Genomic DNA, 25,344 nt, shown 5'->3' on the forward strand with positions numbered 1-25,344 from the left:
ACTTTGGAACAAGTTAAAGAAATAAGGAAGAAAGAAATCGATAGGAGACCAAAAGCCCACTGACAGCCATGATAAAAATCCAAAGTATAAAGAGGGTTTTCAGGGTCCTCTTCAACTGTGTCAACTGTGCTTGATTCACAATTCGTTGGATCTCTTCACGGCTCGGATCTTGATTGGACGAATTATCCTTTTCCATCACACTCACTCTCCTTGCACCTGTTCCTTCCATTATATCCTATTCTTGAACAATAAAGGTGGCTTGATCACGAAGATCTGTATCCTGGGCCGTAATCCAAAATTCAAAGCTATATGTTCCAGGTTCTAGATCCTCAAATACTTCTTCATATTTCAACTCGTCTCCAGGTTTAATGGTGATGGTTTGGATCGCTTGGATAAACAGCTTATCAATAGAGTAATGCTTAACTACCGTTCCTTCTTCATTTTTTACCACGTAGTCGTAACGCTGCCCACTTGGAAAGGTTAACTCAACATCTTTTTCTGTTTGGTTCTTTACCCCAAAAGTTACGTGAATCCGTTTGGTTTGATTTCCTTCGATTACAATAAATGGTTCCATCAATCCCTCCACAATGGAAGGTGTCGGAGCCTTTGCACCAGTTGGAACCTCTCCGCCGCCAGCACATCCCATAAGAAATGTTAAGCACGCTATTGTCATCCATATCCACAATTTTTTCATTTTTGTTCACCTCTATATATTCAGACGGAAAACTCCCAAGAAGGTTGCAGGATTGGTTCTTATTTTTCTAATTATGATATAGTGGAAGAAAAGATTTAATGAGGTACTTAGAATGAAGAAGCGATTCGTATTTAACATGGTTACTCTATTTTCCATATATAACCTCATCGTTCTTTATATTGGTTGGCATGGATGGCTTTTCTTAAAGGTAGTTTGCTCAAAACCTTCTTTATTACTCTATAGCTTATCTGTTTTATTCCTTAGCTATTCTTATTTTATTGGTCGTTCATTTCGCCACGTTAAAATATTTCGATGGATTGGTTCCTATTGGATGGCCGTCGTTCAATATGGAATTGTTCTACTGCCGCTAGCCGATCTAATTGGAATGGGGCTTATTATAGCATTTATGTCAACCGACCAAACCATATTACTGGTGGGTACTGTTACATTAACACTTTTCATTCTGATCTTCGCTTTGGGGTCATTTAATGCCTGGAGTCCAGTTACAAGAATTTTCGACTTAGAAATGAACAAAAAAGGGAGTCATCTCAGCCAGCTTCGAATTGTAATGGCCTCAGACATGCACTATGGGGACATCTCGGGTAGCTCTCATCTCCAGCGTATGGTCAAGATAATTAACGATTTATACCCGGACATTATCCTTTTTCCTGGTGATATCATTGACGATGAGCCAGGACCGTTTATTCGAAAGAAGATGGGGGCTATTATGAAACAGTTAGAAGCGCCCCTAGGCGTGTATGGAGTTTTGGGAAATCATGAATATTATGGCGGCAAGGTGCAAGAAATAGTGGAAGAATTGGAACGTTCTGGAGTTCGGATTTTATTAGATGAAGCTATTGTCGTTGATCAATCCTTTGTACTAGTAGGCAGAAAGGACAGAACGGATAAGTCCCGTCGAGCTTTAGACAGCCTGCTCACCGGTTTAGATCCATCCAGCCTGCCCCTATTTCTTATGGATCATCAGCCCTATCATCTCGAACAAGCAGGTAGTCATGGCTTTGACTTGATGCTCTCTGGTCATACCCACCGCGGACAAATGGCCCCAAACCACTTAATCACCCGAAGAATGTATGAATTGGATTGGGGATATAAACAAAAGGATCAACTGCATGCCATTGTATCTTCCGGATATGGTTTTTGGGGACCACCGATTCGAATCGGAAGTCGGTCAGAAATTGTCGTGATTAATATTACATTCGGTTAATTTCCTTGCGGATAACAAAAATTAATAATGGCTCTTTATCCGAAAAAGGAGGAAATAAGATGAATAAATCCAATTTTTCTACCAATGAGAATTTAGCAGAAAAGATGTACGAACCTAAAGACTATACTTCCGATTCAGCTTTGGACCAAGGATTAGCCACCACACACGAACAAGTGTCGGATGCTTATATGGAAGGAACGGTCGATGCGGAAATCGAGAATGTTCAAGGTACAGGCCAGGCTCAACGAATTCCTCGCGAACCAAATCAACAAGGTTAAGCATGGTCATCCTCTAGCTTAAGAATAAAAAGCTTACTGATAAACGCCATCTTGGCCACTATTAGTAAGCTTTTTCAAATTCCCCCAACTCGTAATGTCCTGATTTAACTTGGTGAAATGAAGCACACTAAGAATGACCCTAAAATGAAGAAAGGGGGAAATATCATGCTTTCACCAGAACAACAGAATGAATTGAAACAAATCTTAATGGATGAAAAAAAGGATCTGGAGCACCGCTTGAAAGAAAACGATGATTTCGATATAGAAAATGCGTTGAACCAGGAATCTATAGGGGAATTGTCCAATTATGACAACCACCCTGCAGATCATGGGAGTGAGTTGTTTGAGAGGGAAAAGGATATTGCTCTACTCGAACACGAGGAGGAGCATCTTCAGGATATCCTTCGTGCATTAAAGGCAATGGAAGAAGGAACCTATGGTGTTTGTGAAATTTGCAATCAACCGATCCCTGAAGAGAGACTTCAAGCTTTACCCACCGCTACCAGGTGTATTGAACATACACCTAACCATTTTGTTTCCGAAAACCGTCCTGTAGAAGAAGATATTCTTCGTCCTGGTTTTGGGAAATTTGAATATGATGAACAAGACGCTACCCTATATGACGCTGAGGATGCATGGCAAGAAGTAGCTAGATATGGTACATCCGAAACACCTTCCGATTTTTGGGAGCAGGAAAAAAACCATTACAATGAAATGTTTGTGGAGTCCGATGAGCCCATTGGACTTACAGAAGCTGTGGAGGGCTTCCTTCTGGCTGATATTGAAGGGAATTTTATCGGTATTGCGGCTAATGATTTACATGAAATCTATGAACGGAAGCTGGATGAAGCGGGGATCATGTCCACTGTGGGCGGTCTTGGTGCCCCTACATGGGATTACGATGACGAATAACATCGCTTAGGTAAAGATTGATGGTGTCTTCAAAGAATGGAAATTTGAGGACACCTTTTTTTCATGAGAAAAATAGCGTTCCCTTATCGGAAACGCTATTCCTGCTGAACTTCAGCTAACTGATCTACCTTTAATTTCCTGATTCGACGATTCTCCACCTCTTGTATCGTAATCTTTAAATGCTCGTAATGAAACGACTCTCCTTTTTCAGGAACATGTTCTAATTGTTCGACGATCCAGCCACCTAAGGTGTGATAAGCGCTATCAGGAGGAGAGACATCAAGCAGCTTAGAGAATTCATCAAGTTGGAATTGAGCATCGAATTCAAAGGTGTTTTCATCGATCTTTGTTATGATATTAATTTTTTCGTCATGTTCATCCCATATCTCTCCTACAAGCTCCTCTAAAATATCTTCTAGTGTGATAAGTCCTGAGGTTCCCCCGAACTCATCAATGACGATGGCCATATGGCTCTTGCTTTTTTGCAATTCTGGCAAAAGAGAAGCAATTTTCATGGAGCGTACAACAAACATCGGCTTGCGTAGGAGCTTTCTGACATGTACCTGTTCATGCTGGAGCAATTCAGATAAAAATTCTCGTTCAGATAAAATGCCAATGATATTGTCAATATGTTCTTCGTATACAGGAATCCGAGAAAACCTTTCCTCAAAGAAAATTTGCTTAATCTGCTCGATTGGTTGTTCCACTTCTATGGCAATCATGTCAATCCGTGGGGTTAGGATTTCACCCACTAGGATCTCATTAAATTCTAACGAGCGATGGACCAACTCTTTCTCACTTTTATCCATTACTCCTTCTTCTTCACTAATGTCGACCATGACTTTAATTTCTTCTTCCGTAACCGATGGTCCATTGTTCCCGCCTTTAGAAAACAACTGGGAAACACTTGCCTTCAATTTACTGAAAATAAAATTAACCGGCGTCAAAATCTTTATTAAAAAAAATAGGATGCCTGCTATTTTTAGCGCGTAGGTTTCAGCATTCTCTTTAGCCATTGACTTTGGTAAAATCTCTCCAAAAATCAAAATCAACACCGTCATTACGATGGTGCTAATGACTAGTCCTCCACTAGCTCCAAATAAATCCGTAGCCAACTTTGCAGAAATACTTGCTGCAGCAATATTGACAATATTATTACCCACTAAAATCGTGGAAAGGGCGTTATCAAAGTTATCTGTTATAAATAAGGCTTTTTCACTTCCGCTTCTTTTTTCTGAAACGTAATTCCTCAGTCGAATTTTGTTGATGCTTGAATAGGCAGTTTCTGCGGACGAGAAAAAGGCAGAAAGGAAAATAAGAACACCTAAGAAAAAAATTAATCCTAAGGGCACTTCGGCCAAAGCATTCACACTCCCCCCGCTCATCTCTTCAGTCGTATTCTCATTTTTTGCATAATCCCCCCATTTTACACTAGAAATGATGCATTCATAGAAAACTTTGTAATGGGGAATTCTTATAACTATCAAGTACAAGGAGGCCTTTGTCATGATGGATACGATTGGTCGTCACATCATAATGGACTTGTGGGAATGCAACCCTGAGCTTCTCAAACGCAAAGAAGACGTTGAAAGAATTATGGTTGAAGCTGCCCAGCGGGCTGATGCAGATATTAGAGAAGTTGTTTTCCACCAGTTCGAACCAGACGGAGTAAGCGGAATCGTCGTGATATCGGAGTCACACCTGAGCATTCATACCTTCCCGGAGCACGGATATGCCAGTGTGGATGTATATACTTGTGGAGATATGAACCCCCATATTTCAATGGAATATCTGGAATCTCATTTTCAGTCTGCTTCAAATGAAACCATCGAAGTTGTACGTGGTCAACGCCCCTTGAAAGTGGAGAAAGAGTCCAATACGACTTCAGTGATAGTGGATGGGTACAAAGAAAACCAAGTTTATGTCTAAAATAAAACCAGGTACTCCCTAGACCTCGAGTACCTGGTCTTTTTCAATTCACTCTTGCCTCAATAATGCGTTGTGGATGCGTATAAATGTTAAGCGTAGTGCCGCGAATAAATCCAACGGTTGTAATTCCCAGGTCATTGGCTAAGTCTAAGGCTAACGTAGTAGGGGCAGATTTCGATAGAACGATGCCGATACCGATCTTTGCAACCTTTAGCAGAACCTCAGAAGAGATCCTCCCGCTGAAAACCATAATTTTATCCTTAGGTGAGATTCGATGCTGCAGACAGTATCCGAAAATCTTATCCAAGGCATTATGTCTTCCAATATCCGTTCGTTCAATGACTACACCATCCGGTGTACAGAGCGCGGCGTTGTGAACACCTCCAGTCATCTGAAAGTCTACGGAGCGATTCTGCATTTCTTTCATCAGCGAGAAGCATTGATCCACTGTTATTTGAGTTTGACTCAGCACCGTTTTAGCTGTTCGGGCATCGTTATGGAGATAGAACTGACGACTCTTTCCACAACACGAACCAATAAAACGCTTGGAATAAAAATCTTTTGTCACCTGTTGCTTCTGTTTTAGTTCTATATAGGCAAATCCTCGGCGTTCATCTAGTGACAAGGACACAACTTCGTCAGCGGTACGAATAAGACCCTCAGAGGCCAAAAATCCAACGACCAGTTCTTCCATTTGGGTGGGAGTACAAACCATGGTGGCTAACTCATCACCATCTACAACAATGGTAAGCGGAAACTCTACTGCAATTTCATCTTCCATCTCAAGTAAGCTTTCATTCGAAAAGCGAATGATCTTTTGCTGATTGGTTACAAGATCGTTCATCAGGCACCCCCTTCTTTTAAGCTAGCTGACTTCCATTTCTAACTCTTCTACGCGTTTCTCCAAATAGTTAACGTCTTTTCTGGCCAGATATCTTTCAGCCTTCTCAACATAGCAGGTTACATTGTAATCCGGAATTCCCGCGAACTTTTCGTATCTTCCTCTTGGCAATAAGAAATTTCCTTCTGGGAAGTGAACTTCTACATTTCCTCTAGCGATATCAACGAACTTGGCTCTTCCCTGGAAGACACCGAATCCGTTGTATACCACAATACCTTCTCCTTCTACAATGCTTAGGTCTCTCGCATCCTGTGCGTTCAATAAAACATCGTAACGATCTGCGCCGTTGAACGGATCCGTTTCACTATAGACCATAGAATTAAATTGTTTTCCACGTCGGGATGTCACAATAAATTGTCCGTCCTTCTTCCCTAGGTTCGGGATATCAACATCAATGAGATTCGCTTTACCATCAGGTGTAGGGCAAATACCATCTTCACATAACCAGGCTCCACCCCATTGGAAGACGTCACCAGCTTTTTTCAGGTCTTGAATGCCATCATAGTTTGGTGCAGCCTTCGCGATCTCGTTACGCACATCTTGTGCTTCTTTGAAATCCACTAAGTGTGCCGTATCTGGCTTTATGCGTTTAGCTAGATCAACATAGATTTTCCACTCCGTACGAGCTTCCTCAATTCGATTTTTGTTTCCTTCGATTTCGGGGGAGAAGTACACCATGCGCTCGGTTGATGTCGAGGTTCCACCGCCTTCTTGCTCATAACGGGTTTTTGCAGGCAAAAGGATGACGGCTTCTTTCGCATCGACAAGCGTCGAGGTATTGAGAATAATATCCTGATGCACACGTATCTCTAATTCAGACAAAGCCTTCTCTACAAAAACAGGATCCGGCATCGTTTCTAGGAAATTCCCTCCAGACAAATAGTAAAGCTTGATCTTACGCTCGTGATCATCTGGCAGAACAATATTCTCAAGGGTTACCCCTACGATATCCCCTTGCCATTTCGGCAGCTCAAATCCCCATAGCTTTTCGATGCGAGTAATATTTTCTCCATAGTAATCACCGCCAGGCAAGCTGAACGGGTCTGAACCCATCTCACCGGCTCCTTGAACCCCACTGTGTCCGCGAAAAGGCATAAGTCCAGCGTGCTTACGACCTAGGAAACCGCGAAGGAGGGCAAGATTAGCAACCTGGGAGATATTATCGGTAGCAAAGGAGTGCATAGTTAGCCCAAGCGCCCATACAAAGACTGCATTTTTGGTTTTGGCCAATAATTCAGCCAGCTCTGCAATTCTTTCTCTAGTAATTCCAGATGACTTTATAATTTCATCCCAAGATTGAGCTTCAACCTTAGCCTTTAATTCCTTATAGCCGTTCACGTGATCTTTAACAAATTGATGATTAATGGCCGAGCCTTTTTCTTTTTTCTCCATTTCGAACCAGTGCTTCATGATCCCGTGCATGAAAGCAATATCTCCACCGATATTGACTTGATAGAAGTCGTCAGCTACCTTCGTTCCGAATAAAGCGGATTCCACATTGGACGGAATCCAGTATTGTTCCATAGCTGGTTCTCTATAAGGGTTTACTACAATAATTTTAGTCCCTTTTTTCTTGGCCTCCAGCATGTACTTCGTGGAAACAGGCGATGCATTAGAGGCAATACTCCCCCAGAAAAGGATGACATCTGTTCCGATCCAGTCTTGATAATTCACTGTTGAAGCCCCTACCCCAACCGAACGCTTCAAGGCTGTTTTGCTTGGAGAATGACAAATCCGTGAAGCATTGTCAATATTATTGGTACCAAGGAATCTAGCCACTTTTCCTGCAACGTAGTAGGACTCATTGGTAATTCCTCGGGAGGTTAAATAAAAAGCATATTGCTTAGGATCGAGCTTCTTCATTTTATTCGAAATGGTGTCCATGGCTTCATCCCAGGTGATGCGTGAAAACTTTCTTTCGCCTTTTCGGCGGATCATAGGGTAAGGGATTCGCCCGAGCTTACGGAGCTCTGTACTGGAGTATTTACGCAGCTCATCGATATCAGCATGGAGGATTTCCGGTTTGATGGCCGGCATGGTATTCAGCCGTAGAACATTAAGCCTTGTCGTACAGACATGTGGACCTGTTAGGGTTTGGTCGTACAATCCTGCTACGCCTAGGGCACAACCATCGCACACCCCTTTAGTTATAATATTAGCGGCATATCCGAGATTATCTTTGTTTTCCCACAATATCTTAAAAGAATCTCGAATATGCTTTGGCTTTACCTTTCCAAGTCCGAACGGAATCGGGCTGACCCAATGCTTGGGTGCTGGTAGCGCTGCTTTTTTCATAGGTCCTCGGTGTTTTGTTTTTCCCATAGCTTTTCATCCTTTCTTCTTTTCGAATCATGATAAAAATACAAAAACCGCGCCTAACATTCGTTGTATACGATTGTTAACGCGGTTAGTCTTGAACAGGGTCGCTGTTAAAGTGCCAACCTCACTATATAAATCAACTTCAGAATAAGGGATTTATTTCCCCTTCCCGAACTTTTCTTCCAAATTTTGATCAAACACGAAGATGGACATTCCATAGTCCTTTTCAATATCGATATCCACAAACAACTCCATAAATTTAGCGCCTAAGAGATCTTCCATTTCCGTGGGAGGAAATTTCTTATACATTTCTTTTACCATTTCCGTGCGTGCTGCCCGAAGCATCTGCTTGCCTTCATCAGCGGTTGCAATAAACCTCTCAACAGGTGACAGATTACCTTCAAGTTCACAAATAGCCCAATTCTTGCAGAAGGTTGTGCGAACTTGGCTGGGACCTTTCCCCATATGGCGTTTTCGGAAGGATCTAACTAAGTTACTAAATTCAGCTTCGTATTTGTTCATTTGAATCCCTCTTCATCAAGTCTTTTCCCACATGTTACCATCAAGGAAGGTGGATTACAATGGAAATCGAACAGGATCATAAAACGTTCGATTTCCACTGTGTATTATCATTTTATGCAACTTTCTGTTGGCTAGCTTGTTGCTTACGAATTTTATTAATATCTTGTTTAATAAAATACGTAACAACCAGAGCCACAGCTAGTAAAGCGGCGAAAATATAGAAGGCAGGTACATAACTACCTGTCGCTTCTTTCATCCGAGCCACAATAATGGGCCCTACAACACCAGCCATTGACCACGCCGTTAAGATGTATCCATGAATGGCCCCAAGCTGCTTTGTTCCAAACATATCGCCAATAAAAGCAGGCAAGGAAGCAAACCCGCCGCCGTAACACGTCATGACAATAAGGATTAGCGCTTGGAATGCTACTGCATTTGTGACGTTAGGAATAATAAGGAATGCAATAATCTGGATGCTGAAGAACACCGCGAATACATTTGAACGTCCAATATAGTCGGAGATGCCTGCCCATCCAATCCGTCCCGCTCCATTAAAGATCCCCATGATGCCTACCATCGCAGCAGCAGCAGCTACTTCCATACCAACCATCTCTTGTCCCATCGGGGAAGCAACCGAGATAATCATTAAACCTGCACTGATGTTAATAAGAATCATGACCCATAGCAGCCAGAAACGCTTAGTCTTAACTGCTTCATTTGCTGTAAGCTGTGCCAAATCCTGATTAACCCCAGCCTTGCCAGAAGCAAGTCCCGTTTTCATACCCTCTAGCATCCATCCCTCAGGCGGGCGAGCAATATAAGAAGCCCCTAGCATCATAAGAATAAAGTAGGCGATTCCCAATGTGTAAAAGGTGGAAGATATGCCGAAGTCTGCAATCATATCTGCAGCGATAGGACCCGTAATTAGAGCACCTGCACCAAAGCCAAATACAGCCATCCCTGTTGCTAATCCACGGCGGTCAGGGAACCATTTAACTAGTGTAGATACGGGGGAAATATAACCAATTCCTAACCCCATCCCACCCACTACTCCGTATAAAATTAAAAACATAGTCAAAGATTCTTGAGCAATAGCAAATCCTGACCCAATCTGACCCGTACTGAACAATACAGCAGAAACCATCGCAGACTTACTTGGACCATACTTTTCTACGAAACGTCCAAAAACGGCAGCGGAAAGCCCTAAACAAATCAGTGCAAGCGTAAACGCTAAAGCAATTTCGGTTCCTGACCAACCCATAGAATTCTCGATTGGTTTCTTGAATACAGAGTATGCGTAAGCGGAACCAATGGATAAATGAATAGCTATTGCAGATAAAGCAATTAGCCAACGATTTTTCGTTTTCCCCATACTTTCCCCTCTTCCTTATGCAATTTTCTTTGGCAAAAGCAAAAACCGCCACAACTCCCCTATAATTGGGTATGAGTTGTGACGGTAGTTTTCCACAGGTCCGCTGTGTGTAACCAACGTCGTAGTAAGGGTTCTCCAGTCATCATCCTAAGAATCAACAGGTTCGCTGTTATTCGATTAGAATGAGTTGCATGAGTTCACATTATCGACAAATTTGATATTATAGTAGCATGGTCTTGGATCTAAAGCAATAACTATTTTAAACTTGGATACATTGCAAATAGAACTTAAAAAAGAAAGCAGGTCCTGACGACAGTAGGACCTGCTAGTTTTTTATTCGACGCACTGAACCCATTGTGAAAATTTTTGCAATTGTTCAGTAAGCTTACTCTGATCTTTTCTAGAGAAGGAATAAGCTACATCTCCCTCTTTCACTTTTAAAGTAACATCTTCGTCTGTAAAAATAAAATGTATTGTCCATTCAACCATCTTATTGCCTATCCATTTGTGTAGAATAAAGGATTGCTCATAAGGCACACCGTCTTCTTGCTTCGAACGATGCCGTCCCCTGCCACTATCTACCGCAAATAAATAGCCGTTTTGAGCGAATAGATTAAAACAAGCCTCAACAATAGGATCCTCAATAATAACAGGTTGTACTTCTACAGGGTCCGGAGCCAGCGGAATATGGACTTTTGTCTTTAATGAAATGGTTTGATTGGCGTTAGATAAGGGTGCTGATAATGGCAACTTTATCTCAAATGGATATATTTTTTCTTCATGAGCTTCAATCTTATCTATACATGGGATATGGACTTCACCAAGTGTGTACTCAATATGATGATTCTCTGAGTCTTCTTCATCTTTATACGATTCAAAGAAAATATCAATGTCAATTTGACTAATTTCCTGCTCAACTTCTCCGCCATATATATGCACTTCACCCTTGAGAATTTGTCCAGGGTGGACAGTCTTTTGTAAGATGACTGTATGCACCTTTGCTGAACCAATTCCGATGGTGGATAGAATTTTTTTAAAAGTTAGCATAGCTATTCCCCCCTCGCCTCTATTATACACTTCTGCTCTCCCAGTGTATGCCCTTTACGACCTATATTTAGGATTAACCTTTCTTATTATACATCAAATACTGGAATGGTTTGCACCAATAACTAACAATTAATTCGGGAAAACTAAAAACACCTTAAATAAAAGGAGATTATTAGATATGAGTATCGAATGGCAAGGCGGTCAATCTCAGTTACTTATTGATGGTGTACAAGTACCCTTAAAAGATCAGGCCTGTATGATTCAGCAGAATATGTTAAAGGATAAAGAAGTAACCGAAATTCCCTTACACATACACTTTATAATTACTGATCTTGATGAAAACGAAACCGATGATACAGATGTCACCCTTTCATTAATCAGAACTGATGATGATAGAACCCTTATACTCGTAACGGAGCTAAACTTCTTTCCGGGGGAAAACCCTGTTTCACAAGACCCTTCCGTGGCTGCACATGAATTCGGATTAGCGCTCCTTATGGATGTCAAAAGAATGGTTATTGAAAAACGTAAAGATGTTAAGCTTGAGGATTGGTACCAAAGTGAAAGTCTGGCCGCTATTGAATATTCTTTGGTATTTCATCATGAGAAGCATATAGGCGAGATTTTGAGCAAAGTTAAACAACTGATAGAATCCATTCATCTAGAAGCTCGTAACGGTGTGACTTCCTCTCCGAGCTTGCAGCACTAAGAACTGACTTAAATCCCCAGAAAGAATTCTGGGGATTTAAGTCAAGTCAGTGTGGGAGCTCAGGCTGCCATTCTTTCCATACTTCACCTGCCAGCGCCATGGATGGTTTTACCGTGGGGTCGCCTACCTCCCACCCACAGGGTGTACCCTCCTTAGTAAGTAGATAATGTTGATATGCTTTAATCTGCCGAAGGATCTCATCTGCATTTCTTCCCACGGCACCGTTTAACACTTCACCAGATTGAACAATTCCTTCAGGGTCAATAATAAAGGTGGCTCGCCTATGTTTTCCTGTTTCCGCATCATACACGTCATATAGCTTGCCAATTAATCCGTTTTGGTCCGCTAGCATGGGATAGGGAATCCCTCCGTTTACCATATGAGAGAGCTCAGTCTGATTCCAGACCTTATGCGATAGTATACTATCTACACTAATCGCCAGTACTTCACAGTTTAACTTTTGAAACTCCGTATAGCGTACCGCTATACATGCACATTCAGTTGGTCAGACAAAACTAAAATCAGAGGAGTAAAAAAAGAGAAAGACCCATTTTCCCCTATAATCCTGGAGATCAATCTTTTTCTTATGCCCATTAAAGAAGGCGTCAGCAGTAAATAACGGTGCTTGACTTCCTACGATCATCAACTGTCACTCCTTTCCTATGATTAGTTTTTCCAAATGAAATAAAAAATAGCATTCTTGGAATTGACTTTTATTTATTCGTGATGAAGAGTATAATAGTAAAGATTGAGATGAAGGGGGATTTATGAAATGAAATGCTCATTGACTGAAACAGCTGCTGCAAAGGTAAAAGAAATCATAAGCGGTGTCGAGGATCCCTCGCTAAGACTTCGAGTGTTCGTCTCTCATGCTCATGGTGACCACGCCCACTATGGTCTAGGAATTGACAAGCCTTCCGAAAAGGACGAAGTAGTAGAGGCTTCTGGAATTGAGGTTCTGCTTGAAAAAGGAAATGATTTTCTTGATGGGGTTGTAATTGATTATTTACCTGATCAGGACGCTTGGTCCGTCATCAATCCTGCCAAGGGTAATCACGGGGACCACTAGAGGCAACTCGGATAGCGGCACCTCTTTTCACGCAGATAAAGAATTCTACATATCTTTATAAATTCTTATCGGCGAAAACGAAAAAGCCATCCTCATTGAGGATGGCTATGTTTGTTAGTATGTATGGGGCGATCGATGGGACTTGAACCCACGAGTGCCGGAGCCACAATCCGGTGCGTTAACCCCTTCGCCACGACCGCCATAAAAGGATCCCACCTATGCCGTCTCCCTATCTGTTTTGTGAACCCGCGATCTCGCAGGTGGGTCTCCGCAGGTATAATTTTCTCGCGATCCTCGTCCTTAGAGGAGGCATGGCGTCAATTAACCAATCTAGGAATCCCGGTGAAACAGTACGGTTCAAAACATTTAAGGAAAACGAACATCGTAGGAATTAAAGTACTTGATAACAAAATTAATATTACACTACACATAAAACTTTCGTCAAGTATACTTTTTTCCAGGTGAAAATAAGACGTGTCTCCCTACTCTCCCATCGTTCTCCCGCTGCCATCACATCCGGGACATTCGTGGATATGGACAAACTCGAGTCCGTATTGGTAAAATCCTTTCCCGGAACAATGAACACATTCACCGTTGCTATAATCTTGATTTTCCTCTTTAGTTCGCTGTTTTTTTTGAAAAAGTCCCATTTGCAATTCCTCCTTATTTTCTAAATAAAAAATGAACATCTACATCTAGTCTGAACCAAAAACCAAAAGAGTATAGGGAAACTTATGGCCTCCCTATACTCTCGCTATTGGTAAGATTAGTTATGTTGGAACTGTTCTTCCTCTGTTGAACCCGATAATGCTGTTGTCGAGGATTTTCCTCCGGAAATCGCAAGAGATACTTCATCGAAATAGCCGGTTCCTACTTCTCGCTGATGGCGTGTTGCCGTATAGCCATGTACTTCAGCAGCAAATTCAGCTTGCTGTAACTGGGAGTAAGCAGCCATACCACTTTCTTTATACCCACGCGCTAGCTCAAACATACTGTAGTTCAAAGAATGAAAACCAGCAAGGGTCACGAACTGGAACTTATATCCCATCTTACCAAGCTCTTTTTGGAAGTTAGCAATGCTTTCATCATCAAGTTTCTTTTTCCAATTAAAAGAAGGTGAGCAGTTGTATGCCAGCAGTTTCCCAGGGAACTTAGCATGAATGGCTTCAGCAAATCGTCGAGCTTCCTCAATATTTGGCTCTGAAGTTTCACACCAGATCATATCTGCATAGGGAGCATAAGCCAAGCCTCTCGCAATCGCCTGCTCTAAACCAGGCTTTGTATAATAGAATCCTTCCTGTGTACGTTCGCCTGTGAGGAATGCTTGGTCGTATAGATCTGCATCGCTAGTAATCAGGTTAGCCGCGTTTGCATCGGTACGAGCGATGATCACCGTTGGTACGCCCATTACATCAGTCGCTAGACGGGCTGCAATAAGGTTACGAACTGCGGTTTGCGTTGGGAGAAGAACCTTTCCCCCAAGATGTCCGCATTTTTTCTCCGAAGATAATTGATCTTCTAAGTGGACTCCTCCTGCTCCTGCTTCAATCATGGCTTTCGTTAATTCAAACACATTTAACGGTCCACCAAATCCTGCTTCCATATCTGCGACAATAGGGGCGAACCAATATGTATCTCCTTGCCCTTCCGCCTGTTGGATCTGGTCAGCCCTTTGTAACGTTTGATTAATTCGTTTTACAACATTCGGCACACTATTAGCTGGGTATAAGCTTTGGTCTGGGTACATGTTCCCTGAGAGGTTAGCATCTGCGGCAACCTGCCATCCACTTAGGTAAATGGCCTTAAGGCCTGCTTTTACCTGCTGCATCGCTTGATTTCCTGTTAAGGCACCAAGAGCATTCACATAGTCCTCTGTATTTACAAGATTCCATAGGCGTTCAGCGCCCATACGAGCCAATGTTTGTTCAACTACTACTGATCCTCTTAACTTGACAACATCAGCTGCTGTATAACCTCTCTCAATACCACTCCAACGATCTGACTTCCAAGATTCCTCTAATTGCTGAATTTGTTGTTCCCTTGTTAACATCGTCCATTCTCCTCTCCGATTATCGGCATTCTGTTGTAAATCATCTTATATAATTAATTATTATTATATAACAGATTGAATAAAAAAATATTATTCTTCCATCTCCATACAGCATTCAATCGCTTCCTTGTAACTGCCATGCTCAATGCCGCAAGCTCTGCACATATTCTTGTTGAGACCCAGTTCTTCTCTATTACGGAAGATCACGACATGTCCAACCTTTTGTTCAACCTCGAGCACCCCAACCTGGTTTCGTATAAGGTGCATAATTTCATCTCCGAAGACAAACGTTGTATCAATCAATTCAGCTTCAGTTTTTCCTTGCTCAAAGCTTTGTTGAATCCATTTTTGGACGAGATCAACACCCTTAGACTTACCTAGTACCTTGTTCACTGTTCGTTTCCCTCCCTTAATTGCTTTTTCTTACTTGCGTCTGTCTTATTAATATAATAACAGTTTTTAGATTATATTCAACTGTAGTATAACAACAAATACAAGCAAAAAAACGTTAACAATCTTTATTATCTTCAAATATCTGCTAGTTTTATAGAACTATCTCTATTTTTTAAAAATTAAACTTAAAATAATTTATGCTCGACGACCGGAAAAAAATAGAGGATGTTACTGACGAGCTATAATGCCCGGAAATTGACGGTGTTTAATGACCTCAATTTGACGGATATTCTGACCTAAACAGGAGGCAGGTATTAGCCATGCCTCCCGTTTAGGTTTTTATATTTCTACCCTGTATGTTTCCTTTGGATGTAAATAGAATCGCATACCTTTCATCACGATGTACCATTTCCGGTCCCATTCAAGACGACAAAGCACACTTGTTTCTCCAAAAGATAGATCAAACCACTGTTTGTGGTATATCATTTGTTTGTGATCACCAAGTGTTACCACCCAATAGCCTAACGACTTGTCATATTTCAGATCCATCCATTGTCGCTTCATGACAATTCTCCTTGGATCACATGCTTGACCATCCGATCATCAATAATACGGTGCTTATTCTGTGCACCATATAGTAAAGAGTGAGTACATATTTTGTTGATGAGCCGAGCTGAGCCACTAGAGAATTGGTAGATATCGTCGATGGCACCATCTGAAAAAATGTCACTTTGAGCGCCAGCATACCTTAGATGCCGAAGGATATATTCTCCGACTTGGGCTCGATCATAATGTGAAAGCTTACATTGCAAATCAATTCGTTGGCGAATGGCTGCATAGGCTTGCAGCCTAAGTCGATCCCACAATTCACTTTGGCCGACTAATATGAGAGCCATAGGGCTTTGAGCATCCATCTTGAAATTGAGTAGAAACCTTACTTCTTCTAGCATTTCGCGGTCTAGTAAGTGTGCTTCATCCACAATCACAACGGGTTGCAAGTGATGAATTCCACGCATGAGTTCAATCTCCCGATGCAGTTGGCGTTTAGCATCTCCGCGGTAAAATTTTGCTTCGCACCCTAGCTGTTCTAATAGACCTTTGTAAAAGTGACGTGGTGTTAGTTTGGAGTCAGATAAATAGAGACTCTTAAACCTTGCTGGATCCAAGGTCTCCGTGAACCGCCGTATGGTGGTTGTTTTTCCCGTTCCGCAGTCACCTGTAATAACAGCAAAAAGTTGACGTTCTGCTGCGTATTCGAGTCTTCCAAGCGTTTCATCCAGCATCACGGACTCATACATCTCACCGGTTGGGATGTCCCGAACGAAAGGAGTTCGAGTAAGACCATAGAATGATTCAAACATGATCTTACACCCCCTTACGAACCGTTCGGTAAGAAACAGCAGGAGCCTGGCGCTCTTTTCGCTCCGCTTGTTTTTTCTCTGCTCCTCGAAGCAAACGGGAGGTTTCAGCAGGTTCACGCTGCAAGTGTTCCGGCAATTCTGGACGCTTCCCGGATCGTTCTCCAATAACCAGTTCTCGTACTTGCCATGGAGTATGGCCTTCATATTCAATCGTAAGTTCCGTGATGTCGGAAGGATCATATACGACTTGAACCGTTCTTCCGATGAAGGAGAGACCCACCTCATACTTCTTCGACATAAAGCTAATACACCCGGACTTATCCACTTTCCTTTCCTCGCAATGGAGGAAGGCGTTCGCAAGTACCTCAGGTTCCACAAAGCGAAGTGCCTTCCGATCCCTTCGGAAGGCTAATTCCGGGCTTGTTTCTTCTCCTAATGCCGAGTGAGTCTTGTTCTGGTAACATTCGGAGAGCCATGCCTGAAACCAGGTATTCAACCGTTCCAACGTTTTGGGTTTCTCGAGCGAAACCTCATTTAAAAATCCTTGAACCACACCATTCAGCCTTTCTACCTTGCCTTTTGACTCAGGCGAGTAAGGCTTTGTGAAAAGAAGTCGGATCCCCAGTTTAGAGCAGGTTCGGCCCATCCACTTGGTACGATACTGTTTCCCATTGTCGAAATAGACGGCTTCCGGTGTACCATATTGCTGAATCGCTTTTCTAAAACAATCTTCTACGATTGACTGGTCAAGGGTTTCATAGAATTCTCCATGGAGAACAAAGCGCGTGGCGTCATCCACGAATAATACGAGGTAAACTTGTTTATTCGTTCCGCCTGGTCCAATGGGGAGAAAGGGGCCATATTTAATGTCTGACTGCCACAAACTATTTCGATAGCGTTGTTGAAACCGTCTTGCTGCCACCCCGGCGCTGGTGTACATTCGCATTTGCCTGGAACTATATCCTCGTTCGGTCAGCTTTTCTTGTAAGGTACTTCGTTTGAGTTGTCCCGGCTGCGCTTTTCCTTCCCATTCTAGAATCTGTATGATCTGGCTGACACTGCGACTAGGAACTTCTCGTCGAAGCAGGATTGCTTGCTCCAATAATTCCAAGGGAATGGCATCTTTTCTTGGTTTCTGTCCTTTCCCTTTTGGGATGAGACCGTGGAATCCATTTCCGCGATACTGAGCCAAGTACCTCCGTATGGTCCGCTCAGACAGACCGGTTTGAGCACAGATATCCGCCTTGATGACACGCGCTCTGGCTGGGTCAAGTCCATCTGCTAATAGTGGTGATAAGATTTGAAAACGCTGTGCGGCCATTTCCTCCGCTTTCTTCTGATCTCTCATGTGAATCCTCTCCCCTTAATGGTAGTTTCAGCATGAGTGTATCTTAAGAAGATTCGGACAGAAATGCAGAACGGGTATGTATCCATAAATTTAAATTTGCGATCGGTCGGACAACTCTCGCCAGCCAACGGGGAGCGTCTCCTACAAAATGTCCAATTCGTTGGAGTGCAGAACGTGGAGCCACGGACAAAGCCTCCACAGAAATCTGAGAATAACGGATGGATAAAGAGGTAAGGCAGCCGGCCAGATAAGGAGATAAGGCAGCCGGCCAGATAAGGAGATAAGGTCTCAAACCAACGTTTCCATCGGTAGAGTGTGCACTCATCTGTTGCTATATCTAGGGTCAAATCTTGATCACTTACCACATTCTCAATACAATCTACCTCATATCTTTTGTATGGCACGATAAAATCCGGTAGTTCATGATGAATTTGCTTACAATGAACACATCGCAGTCTTCGAATGTTCAAGATGATGGTTTCTCCAGATCCTTTGATACACTTTCGTAAACGGCTACCAATGATCGTAAGCCGTTCCCCACAGCAAGGACAGGGTAAAATTTCCGCACTCCTAACAAAAAACTCCAGTGACGGGATTCTCAATGAGTTCAAAATCTGATACAATGACCATAAGTTTTGTTTTTGTTGGACGTCTCTAGTGGTGCTGTTGGCGCAGTACCACATCAAACAGAGGCGTCTTTTCCTTTCTATTATATATCTATTCGGATGAGGCAAGGCTGCCTATGGCTTCCCCTCGTTCGCCTTCCCTTCGGTTAGGCTCACTTCGGAGCCACATCCTCTACCTCCGATGACAATTATCTTATTAAATCTTTCAAATTAATCTATCTATTATGGTCATTATATCCGTCAATTTTTGGTCAGGCAATCCCGTCAGCTTTCGGGCATTTTAGATCAGCACAAACAAGGAGGAAGCCTAAGCTTCCTCCTCCTCTAAAACATTCTTCTACCGTTAAGGTAATAGCTATCCTCACGATAAGTTGTAAAAGCGGTTTCGAACTCCTCGACACCGATGGAATGGACATGCTTGGCGATGATCGCTGCTAGGCGATCGCGAACCTCCTGCCCACGTTCAAACCAAGATACTTCAATAAATGGATAAGAAGGAACGATCTTTCCATCAAAAACAGCCGTCGTATGTACGCATTCAATTGTAAAATTGTCCGTTCCGCATTCACAAATTGCAGCCATATCCTCGATTAATGATTTACTAACTTCTTTTATTTGTTCTGCTTCAATTCCCCTTATAACGAGTAACGGCATGACTAATCCCCTTTCCAATTCAATTGTTCTGAATATTCAATTATCAGAATACTTTGTACTATATTAAACTAAGGAGGAGACTCTTATGATACCAGATCCCAAAGAAAGAAGACAAATGATTACAGCTTACACCCTTCTATATGGAGGAGCTATTCTAGCCTTTGCACTTGTCATAACTATTATGAGATAACCGGAGGAGCCCTCCGGTCAATTTTCACCCTGTTTTTACCACATCCTTAGCTGAAATTGGTGAATTATTCGAAGTGCGAAGAGGGATTTCTTTTAAGAACAAAGTAAGTACAAAAGCACCCATGACAATGACTGCACTTACGAAGAAAACTTGGGTTAAGGAGTAGTTGAGAGCCTCTTTTAAAGAGAGAATCCATTGATCAAAAATAGGCTGCATTTGACCAGGCAAGGTTTCACGCATCCTTACTAATGCATCTGCATTGAGTAGGGATTGAGGGGTAACATCCATCTCTAGTTGGCCGTCAGGGATAGGAGTCCATACACTCTCCTTTAGCTTTTCAGACATTCTAGCAGCCATAATGTACCCCATAACAGAAACACCAATGGTTCCCCCAGTCATTCTAAAGAGTTGTGAAGTGGCCGTTGCAACTCCTAAATGTCGATGGTCTACCGCATTTTGTACCGTGAGAGTAAAGATGGGCATGGTCATTCCTAGTCCGGCTCCGGTAATGATGAGGTTAATAAGAATACTGGATAACGCTGCTCCCGGTGTAAGGGTTGAATTTAAGAAGATTCCTGTTGCCATGATCCCAATTCCTACAATTCCTAACAGCTTATATTTACCGGTTTTTGTAATGAGCTGCCCCGCAAGCGCACTGCATGTCACCATAGAAATGGTCATCACCATTTCTACTAGGCCAGCCGTGGTTGCAGACTTCCCCAGTACTCCTTGAACATAGAAAGGAACATACATAATGGTTCCAAACATCCCCATCCCTAGGAAAAAAGAAACTAGATTTGAGATGGATACCACACTGTTTTTAAATAAGTCAAGGGGGATAATAGGACTCTTTACCTTGCTTTCTACGAGAATAAAAAGAAGAAAAGCTATGCAAGAAGTAGAGAATAAACCAATAATCATCGCTGAGTTCCATGCATAATCTTGACCGGCCCAGCTAAAGCCTAACAATAAGGTTAGAATAACGATCGCTAGAATTAATGCCCCTAAATAATCCACTTTTTCTTTCTCCCTGGCTGGAGTTTGTGGATATAGCTTCAAAATCATAAAAAAAGCTAGGAATCCAACCGGAAGAAAGACCCAAAATACCCAAGACCAATCTAAATTATCAACAATGTAGCCTCCTAATGTTGGACCAAATAAGCTCGATAGACCAAATACACCTCCCATCATCCCCTGCCAACGGCCTCTTTCACGAGGTGAGAACAAATCTCCCACCGTAGTGAATGCCGTTGACATAACCATACCGCCACCTAGACCTTGGATTCCACGATAGATAATGAGTTCATAAATGGTTTGAGAAAAACCACTTAACAAGCCCCCAATCATAAATACACCGATTCCACATAAAATAAAGATTTTTCGACCATATATATCGGAAAGCTTACCAACCACAGCTGCTGTGATACTAGACGTTAAGGCATAGATCATGAATACCCAATTAAAGTAATCCATCCCCCCAATTTCAGCAACAATTTTCGGCAAGGATGTGCCAACGATCGTCATATTTAGGGCTGAGAAAAACATCGCCATCATAACAGCAACCATAATTACAATTTTTTTTCGAAGTTCTAATTCCTCCATTACTTCAACCTCCTTGTTTTTTCTTATAGCTGGTCAAGGCATCCGAAAGCTGGTTTATAGACTGAATGACAGAAATAATTTCTTCTAGCGTAAAGTTCTGCAGAATCTCTTCGAACATCATCACATTTTTTTCGCGCTTATTCTGTACGAAGATTTTGCCCTGTTCAGAAAGAGAGATCACAACTACCCTACGATCATCCTTATCACGTTCCCTTACAATCAGACCTAAATTCTCAAGTTTATCAGCAATAGCGGTGGCAGCTCCTGGCGTAATTCCAAAGTGTTTGGCAATGTCTGTTGTCTTGATGCTATTCTTCCGGTAAATCGTAAAAAGCAAAAATAACTGCCCATGGGTCAATCCACTTTCGTCTGACAGTTGAATCACGTCTATAAAGTTTTCATGAACCTGTCTTAATGCTATGATCAATTGTTCGAATGGATTCAAGTCTAAAGGCACCTCCATAAACTTTAGTAAATGAAATATTATGTATCTAAATATAATACCAACTAAACTAATGGTCAAGTGAACAAACCTCTTCTTTTGTTTAGAAGAGGTTTTACTAATCAAGTTAGTGCTACTTCAACATCAAGCGGCTTTAAAGCTTCCGTCTCATCGATAAAGACAAAAGCATCGTATCTTAGAGCCATAGCGGACGGGACATAATTCCCTCTTTCATCCTCGGGGTGATAGACAACACCAATGGCCCTGTGACCAATCGGCTCATCAAATGACGGCATATCCTCGTCAAAAAGAAGGATTTGATCTCTATTTCCCGCTCGATGCATTAGGTCCTCCCAGCTCCCGTCAATGGCTTGAGGCACAGGCATACTTTCCAGAGGTGCTGCCCATGAACGAGCTGCGATGACGGAACCTCGATGAGTTCCAAATCCTATGGAGAATACTTGTTCCTTGCCATACTGCTCACGAACGAGCTGTCCTACGTTGACCATTCCTTCTATTGCCATATCGGTGGCACGCGCATCACCAATATGGGTATTGTGCTCCCAAACAATGATCTTGGCTTGATGGAACTCTCTTAGCTTCGCCAGTACCTGTACCATATGATGATCTCGGATATTCCACGATTCAGGACCGCCACGAACCATGGAACGGTAATAACGTTCAGCGTTGACCGCTACCAGAGCGTTGATTTCCATATTAATAGAAGCCTCTTCCTCGTGATACGTCTTTCGATTTCTCCGTAGCTCCTGAAGTAGGGCTACTACTTCTTTCTCGCAGTCCTCGGAAAGGAATGCAGCCGAAACTCCATAGCTTTGAACACTCCGAGCAAAAGGTTCAAAGCACTCAAAGGCTTTTCTCGCTAAAAACAAGTCTGTCGAGCCTATTTTCTCCAAATAACGAACAATCTCCTCCATGGATTCCCATAAGCTATAAACATCTAGCCCATAAAATCCAGCTTTTGTATTTTCCTGTGATCGGTTGTGTTCACGAAGCCAGTCGATAAGCTCAGCTGTTTCCTGGTTTGCCCACATCCAGGTTGGCCACCGGTTAAAGGCCTGAAGAACCTCTTGAGTGCTCAAAGCCGTATTAGGATAGTCTCGAATGTAACGGTTAATTTCATAACATGAAGGCCAATCTCCCTCCACAGCGACGACAGAAAATCCTTTTTCTTTAATTAATCGTTTGGTAAGTTCTGCTCGAATAGTATAAAACTCCGATGTACCATGGGAGGCTTCCCCCAATAATACGAATGGTCGATCGCCAATAGCTTGAACCAGTACATCTAAGTCATCAGGCTCTTCAAGTGGTATAGCACGCTGTTGTATTTGCTCAATCCAGAACTGGCTGTTCACTCGTTAGTTCCCCCATCATTTTAAAAATTTTCCTCACTAACATTATCCCCTATATCGCTTCTCAATAATGACATGATGTGCTATAATAGAGTCTGAGCCGACTTATATGCGCTGCGTCTATTGCTTTCGGGTTGTGGAGCCCGTATAGACGTAAAGGAAAAAAAGGACCCAGCACATGGGTCCTTTTTCATTTTTTAAGTTATTTTTACTTGTTCAAAATAGTGGCGACTGAATCAGAAAAAAGAAGGAACCCTAGGATAGAGCTTACCCTCGAGCAGCCTTCTTTTGTATTCTACGAAAAATTACTGTGCACTAAGAACATCCGTCAACACAGGCACTATTTGCTTCTTGCGGGATACAACCCCTTTAAGAACAGCCGTGTTATCCTCAAGCGTCACATTGTACGCCTTCTCTACAGCTTTTGCTTGACGTCCAAGCGCTAAGCCAATAGAGTCGTTGTTTAAAATGTCCGTAACTACGAAAAAGAACATATCTAGTCCCTTGTCTTCAATTCGCTTAGAAAGAAGTTCTTCAAGCTCCTTCTTACGAGAAAGGACATCATTGGTATCAACCGCATTTACTTGTGCAATCTCCACCTTATAGCTTCCCATCTGGAAGTCTTTTGCATCTAAAGAAATCAACTGTTCTAGCGTCTTATCGCTTAAATCAGCTCCAGCTTTAAGCATCGCTAGTCCATAGCTTTCTAGTTCCACTCCTGCAATAGCCGCAAATTCACGTGCAGCTGCCACATCCTGCTCCGTGCAGGTTGGAGACTTAAACAACAACGTGTCAGAAATAATGGCAGAAAGCATAAGCCCAGCGGCTTCTTTAGAAATGGCGATCCCATTTTCCTTATAAATTTTATTTAAAATGGTTGTGGTACACCCAACCGGTTCAGCTCGATAGTATAGCGGGTCACTTGTCTCAAAATTAGCAATGCGGTGGTGGTCAATAACCTCAAGTACACGGACTTGATCAATATCGTTAGCACTCTGTTGACGTTCGTTATGGTCCACAAGGATAACAGCCTTTACTTCACTAGACACGCTCTCAACTAAACGAGGTGCAGCCACGTTAAAGGATTCTAGGACAAATTTAGTTTCATTGTTTAGATCTCCAAGGCGAACGGGTTCAGCATCCATTCCAAGTTGCTTTTTTAACTCTGCATAAGCAACAGCAGAACAAATCGAATCCGTATCTGGATTTTTATGACCGAAAATAAGTACTTTCTCCATGTCTTTCTCTCCTCTATTTGCATACTGTGAAAAATTTAAACACCCAAACCTTATTTTATCAGATCTAGATCAGCCGAGAAAGTATTCCACAAAAAAATGCAACTACTTATGAAAAGTGAGCCGCTGAGCAAGAGCCTCTCCAACGGCTATACCCGATAAGAAGGCCGTTTCCATACGTGTTCGACCAGAGGAATCCTCGGGGTATAGAAAGGCATCTCCCGCGATAAATAAAGGCTTCGTATTGGATCCTTCTAAAAATGGCATCCTGGCTGGTCGAGAAGCTTCAGCGTAGCTCCACCTTTTTAACTGCTTCATCTGAATGCTTTGCGGGTTTATGTCAACGTTAACCTTCTTCAGGATGGCTTCTAAAATCTCTTCATCTTGTTTTTCAAACCAGTCCGATGACCATGTACCCGTCATATAAATGCTTATAGATGGAAGGCTGGACATACCCTTTTGTTGATGATCCACGATTCTTTCTATCCCTTCAGGCAACTCCTTGTCCCTGTAACCAGCGTTCCCCACCGCAAAGGGAGCATTGAGCCCTAGCAGTGCAACAAGACAAGGATGGAAATGAATATCAGACAGTACTCTAGCCGCATCTTTCCTTAGCTGAACTTGTTTTAACAGCGTGACAGCTTGTGGTGCAGGTGCTGTGATAACAAGCGACTCTGTATAAATGCTTTCTCCATCTTCCAGGTAGAGAAGGAAACCCTCTTCACGCTCTAGGATCTGTTCTACTTTAACGTCGAGTTGAAGCTCTATTCCTTGCGCTAGATACGTTACTAATTGTTCCATTCCTCCTACACTCCTATATCTTGGATGAGACTCCCCAAACCAGTGCTCGATCAACCCATTCTGTAACCATTGATCTACACTTTTCCTGAAGGTCGCAGAGCGCACAGAGAAGAACTGGGCACCGTAGTCGACTAATGCCTCACCGAACCGGACAGTAGCTAGCCTTCCACCTATAGAGACATTTTTTTCAAGCAGGAGAATAGAATCGATCCCTTTCTCCTTCAGCGTGCGCATTGCCATTATTCCTGTCAGGCCGCCGCCAACTACAACTGCTTGGTATATGTTTTGCATTGTG

Annotated in this window: 28 protein-coding genes, 1 tRNA gene, 1 other RNA gene and 1 pseudogene; 6 read left to right on the plus strand and 25 right to left on the minus strand. The window is 42.4% G+C overall.

Features of this window, described 5'->3' with window-relative positions:
- Window positions 1–13: 13 nt before the first annotated feature.
- Together EIZ58_RS15715 and EIZ58_RS15720 are read right to left on the minus strand one after the other, a co-directional pair.
- Window positions 14–196: a hypothetical protein gene (locus EIZ58_RS15715; RefSeq protein WP_134701784.1), complete on the minus strand. Its 183-nt coding sequence runs from the start codon at window positions 194–196 to the stop codon at window positions 14–16.
- Between the two features lie 39 nt (window positions 197–235).
- On the minus strand, window positions 236–694 hold the full coding sequence (locus EIZ58_RS15720) for a BsuPI-related putative proteinase inhibitor (protein WP_134701785.1): 459 nt from the start codon (window positions 692–694) through the stop codon (window positions 236–238).
- A gap of 112 nt (window positions 695–806) precedes the next feature.
- Between EIZ58_RS15720 and EIZ58_RS15725 the strand changes: the two genes are divergently transcribed.
- The 3 genes from EIZ58_RS15725 to EIZ58_RS15735 all read left to right on the plus strand — a co-directional run bounded on the left by EIZ58_RS15725 (window position 807) and on the right by EIZ58_RS15735 (window position 3,109).
- Entirely contained in the window at window positions 807–1,919 is a 1,113-nt protein-coding gene (locus EIZ58_RS15725; RefSeq protein ID WP_134701786.1) for a metallophosphoesterase, read from the plus strand.
- A 59-nt stretch (window positions 1,920–1,978) separates the two neighbouring features.
- Entirely contained in the window at window positions 1,979–2,197 is a 219-nt protein-coding gene (locus tag EIZ58_RS15730; RefSeq protein WP_134701787.1) for a YozQ family protein, read from the plus strand.
- Window positions 2,198–2,362: 165 nt separating this feature from the next.
- Complete coding sequence (locus tag EIZ58_RS15735; protein ID WP_134701788.1) at window positions 2,363–3,109, plus strand: yteA family sporulation protein; 747 nt, start codon at window positions 2,363–2,365, stop codon at window positions 3,107–3,109.
- Window positions 3,110–3,204: 95 nt separating this feature from the next.
- Here EIZ58_RS15735 and EIZ58_RS15740 read toward each other — a convergent pair whose 3' ends face one another.
- On the minus strand, window positions 3,205–4,470 hold the full coding sequence (locus EIZ58_RS15740; protein ID WP_134701789.1) for a hemolysin family protein: 1,266 nt from the start codon (window positions 4,468–4,470) through the stop codon (window positions 3,205–3,207).
- Window positions 4,471–4,618: 148 nt separating this feature from the next.
- Here EIZ58_RS15740 and speD point away from each other — a divergent pair, with 148 nt between their 5' ends.
- Window positions 4,619–5,038: an adenosylmethionine decarboxylase gene (gene speD, locus EIZ58_RS15745; protein WP_134702011.1), complete on the plus strand. Its 420-nt coding sequence runs from the start codon at window positions 4,619–4,621 to the stop codon at window positions 5,036–5,038.
- A gap of 43 nt (window positions 5,039–5,081) precedes the next feature.
- Here speD and fdhD read toward each other — a convergent pair whose 3' ends face one another.
- The 5 genes from fdhD to EIZ58_RS15770 form a co-directional block, all read right to left on the minus strand.
- Window positions 5,082–5,882, minus strand: a complete 801-nt coding sequence (fdhD, locus tag EIZ58_RS15750) for a formate dehydrogenase accessory sulfurtransferase FdhD (RefSeq protein WP_134701790.1) — start codon at window positions 5,880–5,882, stop codon at window positions 5,082–5,084.
- A 21-nt stretch (window positions 5,883–5,903) separates the two neighbouring features.
- The gene (locus EIZ58_RS15755) at window positions 5,904–8,261 is read right to left on the minus strand and encodes an FdhF/YdeP family oxidoreductase (protein WP_134701791.1); all 2,358 of its coding nucleotides are present in this window, start codon (window positions 8,259–8,261) and stop codon (window positions 5,904–5,906) included.
- Window positions 8,262–8,414: 153 nt separating this feature from the next.
- Window positions 8,415–8,780, minus strand: a complete 366-nt coding sequence (locus tag EIZ58_RS15760; RefSeq protein WP_134701792.1) for a Na-translocating system protein MpsC family protein — start codon at window positions 8,778–8,780, stop codon at window positions 8,415–8,417.
- A 112-nt stretch (window positions 8,781–8,892) separates the two neighbouring features.
- Window positions 8,893–10,152, minus strand: a complete 1,260-nt coding sequence (locus EIZ58_RS15765) for an L-lactate MFS transporter (RefSeq protein ID WP_134701793.1) — start codon at window positions 10,150–10,152, stop codon at window positions 8,893–8,895.
- Window positions 10,153–10,485: 333 nt separating this feature from the next.
- Entirely contained in the window at window positions 10,486–11,199 is a 714-nt protein-coding gene (locus tag EIZ58_RS15770) for a sporulation protein (protein WP_134701794.1), read from the minus strand.
- Window positions 11,200–11,377: 178 nt separating this feature from the next.
- Here EIZ58_RS15770 and EIZ58_RS15775 point away from each other — a divergent pair, with 178 nt between their 5' ends.
- The gene (locus tag EIZ58_RS15775) at window positions 11,378–11,908 is read left to right on the plus strand and encodes a hypothetical protein (RefSeq protein WP_134701795.1); all 531 of its coding nucleotides are present in this window, start codon (window positions 11,378–11,380) and stop codon (window positions 11,906–11,908) included.
- A 46-nt stretch (window positions 11,909–11,954) separates the two neighbouring features.
- On the opposite strand, the gene EIZ58_RS15780 is transcribed toward EIZ58_RS15775, so the two are convergent.
- Window positions 11,955–12,551, minus strand: a complete 597-nt coding sequence (locus EIZ58_RS15780) for a peroxiredoxin (RefSeq protein ID WP_240689104.1) — start codon at window positions 12,549–12,551, stop codon at window positions 11,955–11,957.
- Between the two features lie 129 nt (window positions 12,552–12,680).
- On the opposite strand from EIZ58_RS15780, the gene EIZ58_RS15790 reads away from it, so the two are divergent.
- The gene (locus EIZ58_RS15790; RefSeq protein ID WP_134701798.1) at window positions 12,681–12,977 is read left to right on the plus strand and encodes a HesB/IscA family protein; all 297 of its coding nucleotides are present in this window, start codon (window positions 12,681–12,683) and stop codon (window positions 12,975–12,977) included.
- Between the two features lie 124 nt (window positions 12,978–13,101).
- Here the strand turns inward: EIZ58_RS15790 and EIZ58_RS15795 are convergent.
- The 16 genes and pseudogenes from EIZ58_RS15795 to EIZ58_RS15860 form a co-directional block, all read right to left on the minus strand.
- Window positions 13,102–13,177: transfer RNA gene (locus EIZ58_RS15795), tRNA-His, on the minus strand.
- Window positions 13,178–13,182: 5 nt separating this feature from the next.
- A non-coding RNA gene (ssrS, locus tag EIZ58_RS15800) (6S RNA) lies at window positions 13,183–13,371 on the minus strand.
- 88 nt (window positions 13,372–13,459) lie between these two features.
- Window positions 13,460–13,627: a hypothetical protein gene (locus tag EIZ58_RS33475; RefSeq protein ID WP_167577745.1), complete on the minus strand. Its 168-nt coding sequence runs from the start codon at window positions 13,625–13,627 to the stop codon at window positions 13,460–13,462.
- A gap of 116 nt (window positions 13,628–13,743) precedes the next feature.
- Window positions 13,744–15,027: an isocitrate lyase gene (gene aceA, locus EIZ58_RS15805; RefSeq protein WP_134701799.1), complete on the minus strand. Its 1,284-nt coding sequence runs from the start codon at window positions 15,025–15,027 to the stop codon at window positions 13,744–13,746.
- 90 nt (window positions 15,028–15,117) lie between these two features.
- Complete coding sequence (locus EIZ58_RS15810) at window positions 15,118–15,420, minus strand: hypothetical protein (protein ID WP_134701800.1); 303 nt, start codon at window positions 15,418–15,420, stop codon at window positions 15,118–15,120.
- A gap of 339 nt (window positions 15,421–15,759) precedes the next feature.
- Entirely contained in the window at window positions 15,760–15,984 is a 225-nt protein-coding gene (locus EIZ58_RS15815) for a DUF5348 domain-containing protein (protein WP_134701801.1), read from the minus strand.
- A complete protein-coding gene (locus tag EIZ58_RS15820; protein ID WP_134701802.1) occupies window positions 15,981–16,781 on the minus strand; it encodes an ExeA family protein in 801 nt (266 codons plus the stop codon). The genes EIZ58_RS15815 and EIZ58_RS15820 overlap by 4 nt, the downstream gene beginning before the upstream one ends.
- Window positions 16,782–16,785: 4 nt before the next feature.
- Entirely contained in the window at window positions 16,786–18,129 is a 1,344-nt protein-coding gene (locus EIZ58_RS15825) for a DDE-type integrase/transposase/recombinase (RefSeq protein WP_134701803.1), read from the minus strand.
- 43 nt (window positions 18,130–18,172) lie between these two features.
- A complete protein-coding gene (locus EIZ58_RS15830) occupies window positions 18,173–18,454 on the minus strand; it encodes a hypothetical protein (protein WP_240689135.1) in 282 nt (93 codons plus the stop codon).
- A 37-nt stretch (window positions 18,455–18,491) separates the two neighbouring features.
- Window positions 18,492–18,812 (minus strand): annotated as a pseudogene (locus EIZ58_RS34460) (DUF6431 domain-containing protein); the annotation flags it as partial.
- Between the two features lie 267 nt (window positions 18,813–19,079).
- The gene (locus tag EIZ58_RS15835; protein ID WP_134701804.1) at window positions 19,080–19,409 is read right to left on the minus strand and encodes a DUF1904 family protein; all 330 of its coding nucleotides are present in this window, start codon (window positions 19,407–19,409) and stop codon (window positions 19,080–19,082) included.
- 214 nt (window positions 19,410–19,623) lie between these two features.
- Window positions 19,624–21,201 carry an MDR family MFS transporter gene (locus EIZ58_RS15840; protein ID WP_134701805.1) on the minus strand — a complete coding sequence of 526 codons (1,578 nt, stop codon included), beginning with the start codon at window positions 21,199–21,201 and terminating at the stop codon, window positions 19,624–19,626.
- Window positions 21,202–21,205: 4 nt separating this feature from the next.
- Complete coding sequence (locus EIZ58_RS15845) at window positions 21,206–21,646, minus strand: MarR family winged helix-turn-helix transcriptional regulator (protein WP_167577746.1); 441 nt, start codon at window positions 21,644–21,646, stop codon at window positions 21,206–21,208.
- 119 nt (window positions 21,647–21,765) lie between these two features.
- A complete protein-coding gene (locus EIZ58_RS15850; RefSeq protein WP_134701807.1) occupies window positions 21,766–23,016 on the minus strand; it encodes an erythromycin esterase family protein in 1,251 nt (416 codons plus the stop codon).
- A gap of 302 nt (window positions 23,017–23,318) precedes the next feature.
- Entirely contained in the window at window positions 23,319–24,251 is a 933-nt protein-coding gene (locus EIZ58_RS15855) for a manganese-dependent inorganic pyrophosphatase (RefSeq protein WP_134701808.1), read from the minus strand.
- A 102-nt stretch (window positions 24,252–24,353) separates the two neighbouring features.
- A complete protein-coding gene (locus EIZ58_RS15860) occupies window positions 24,354–25,340 on the minus strand; it encodes an NAD(P)/FAD-dependent oxidoreductase (protein WP_134701809.1) in 987 nt (328 codons plus the stop codon).
- Between the last annotated feature and the right edge of the window lie 4 nt (window positions 25,341–25,344).

The organism is Ammoniphilus sp. YIM 78166, from assembly GCF_004522215.1.
Taxonomy (GTDB): Bacteria; Bacillota; Bacilli; order Aneurinibacillales; family RAOX-1; genus YIM-78166.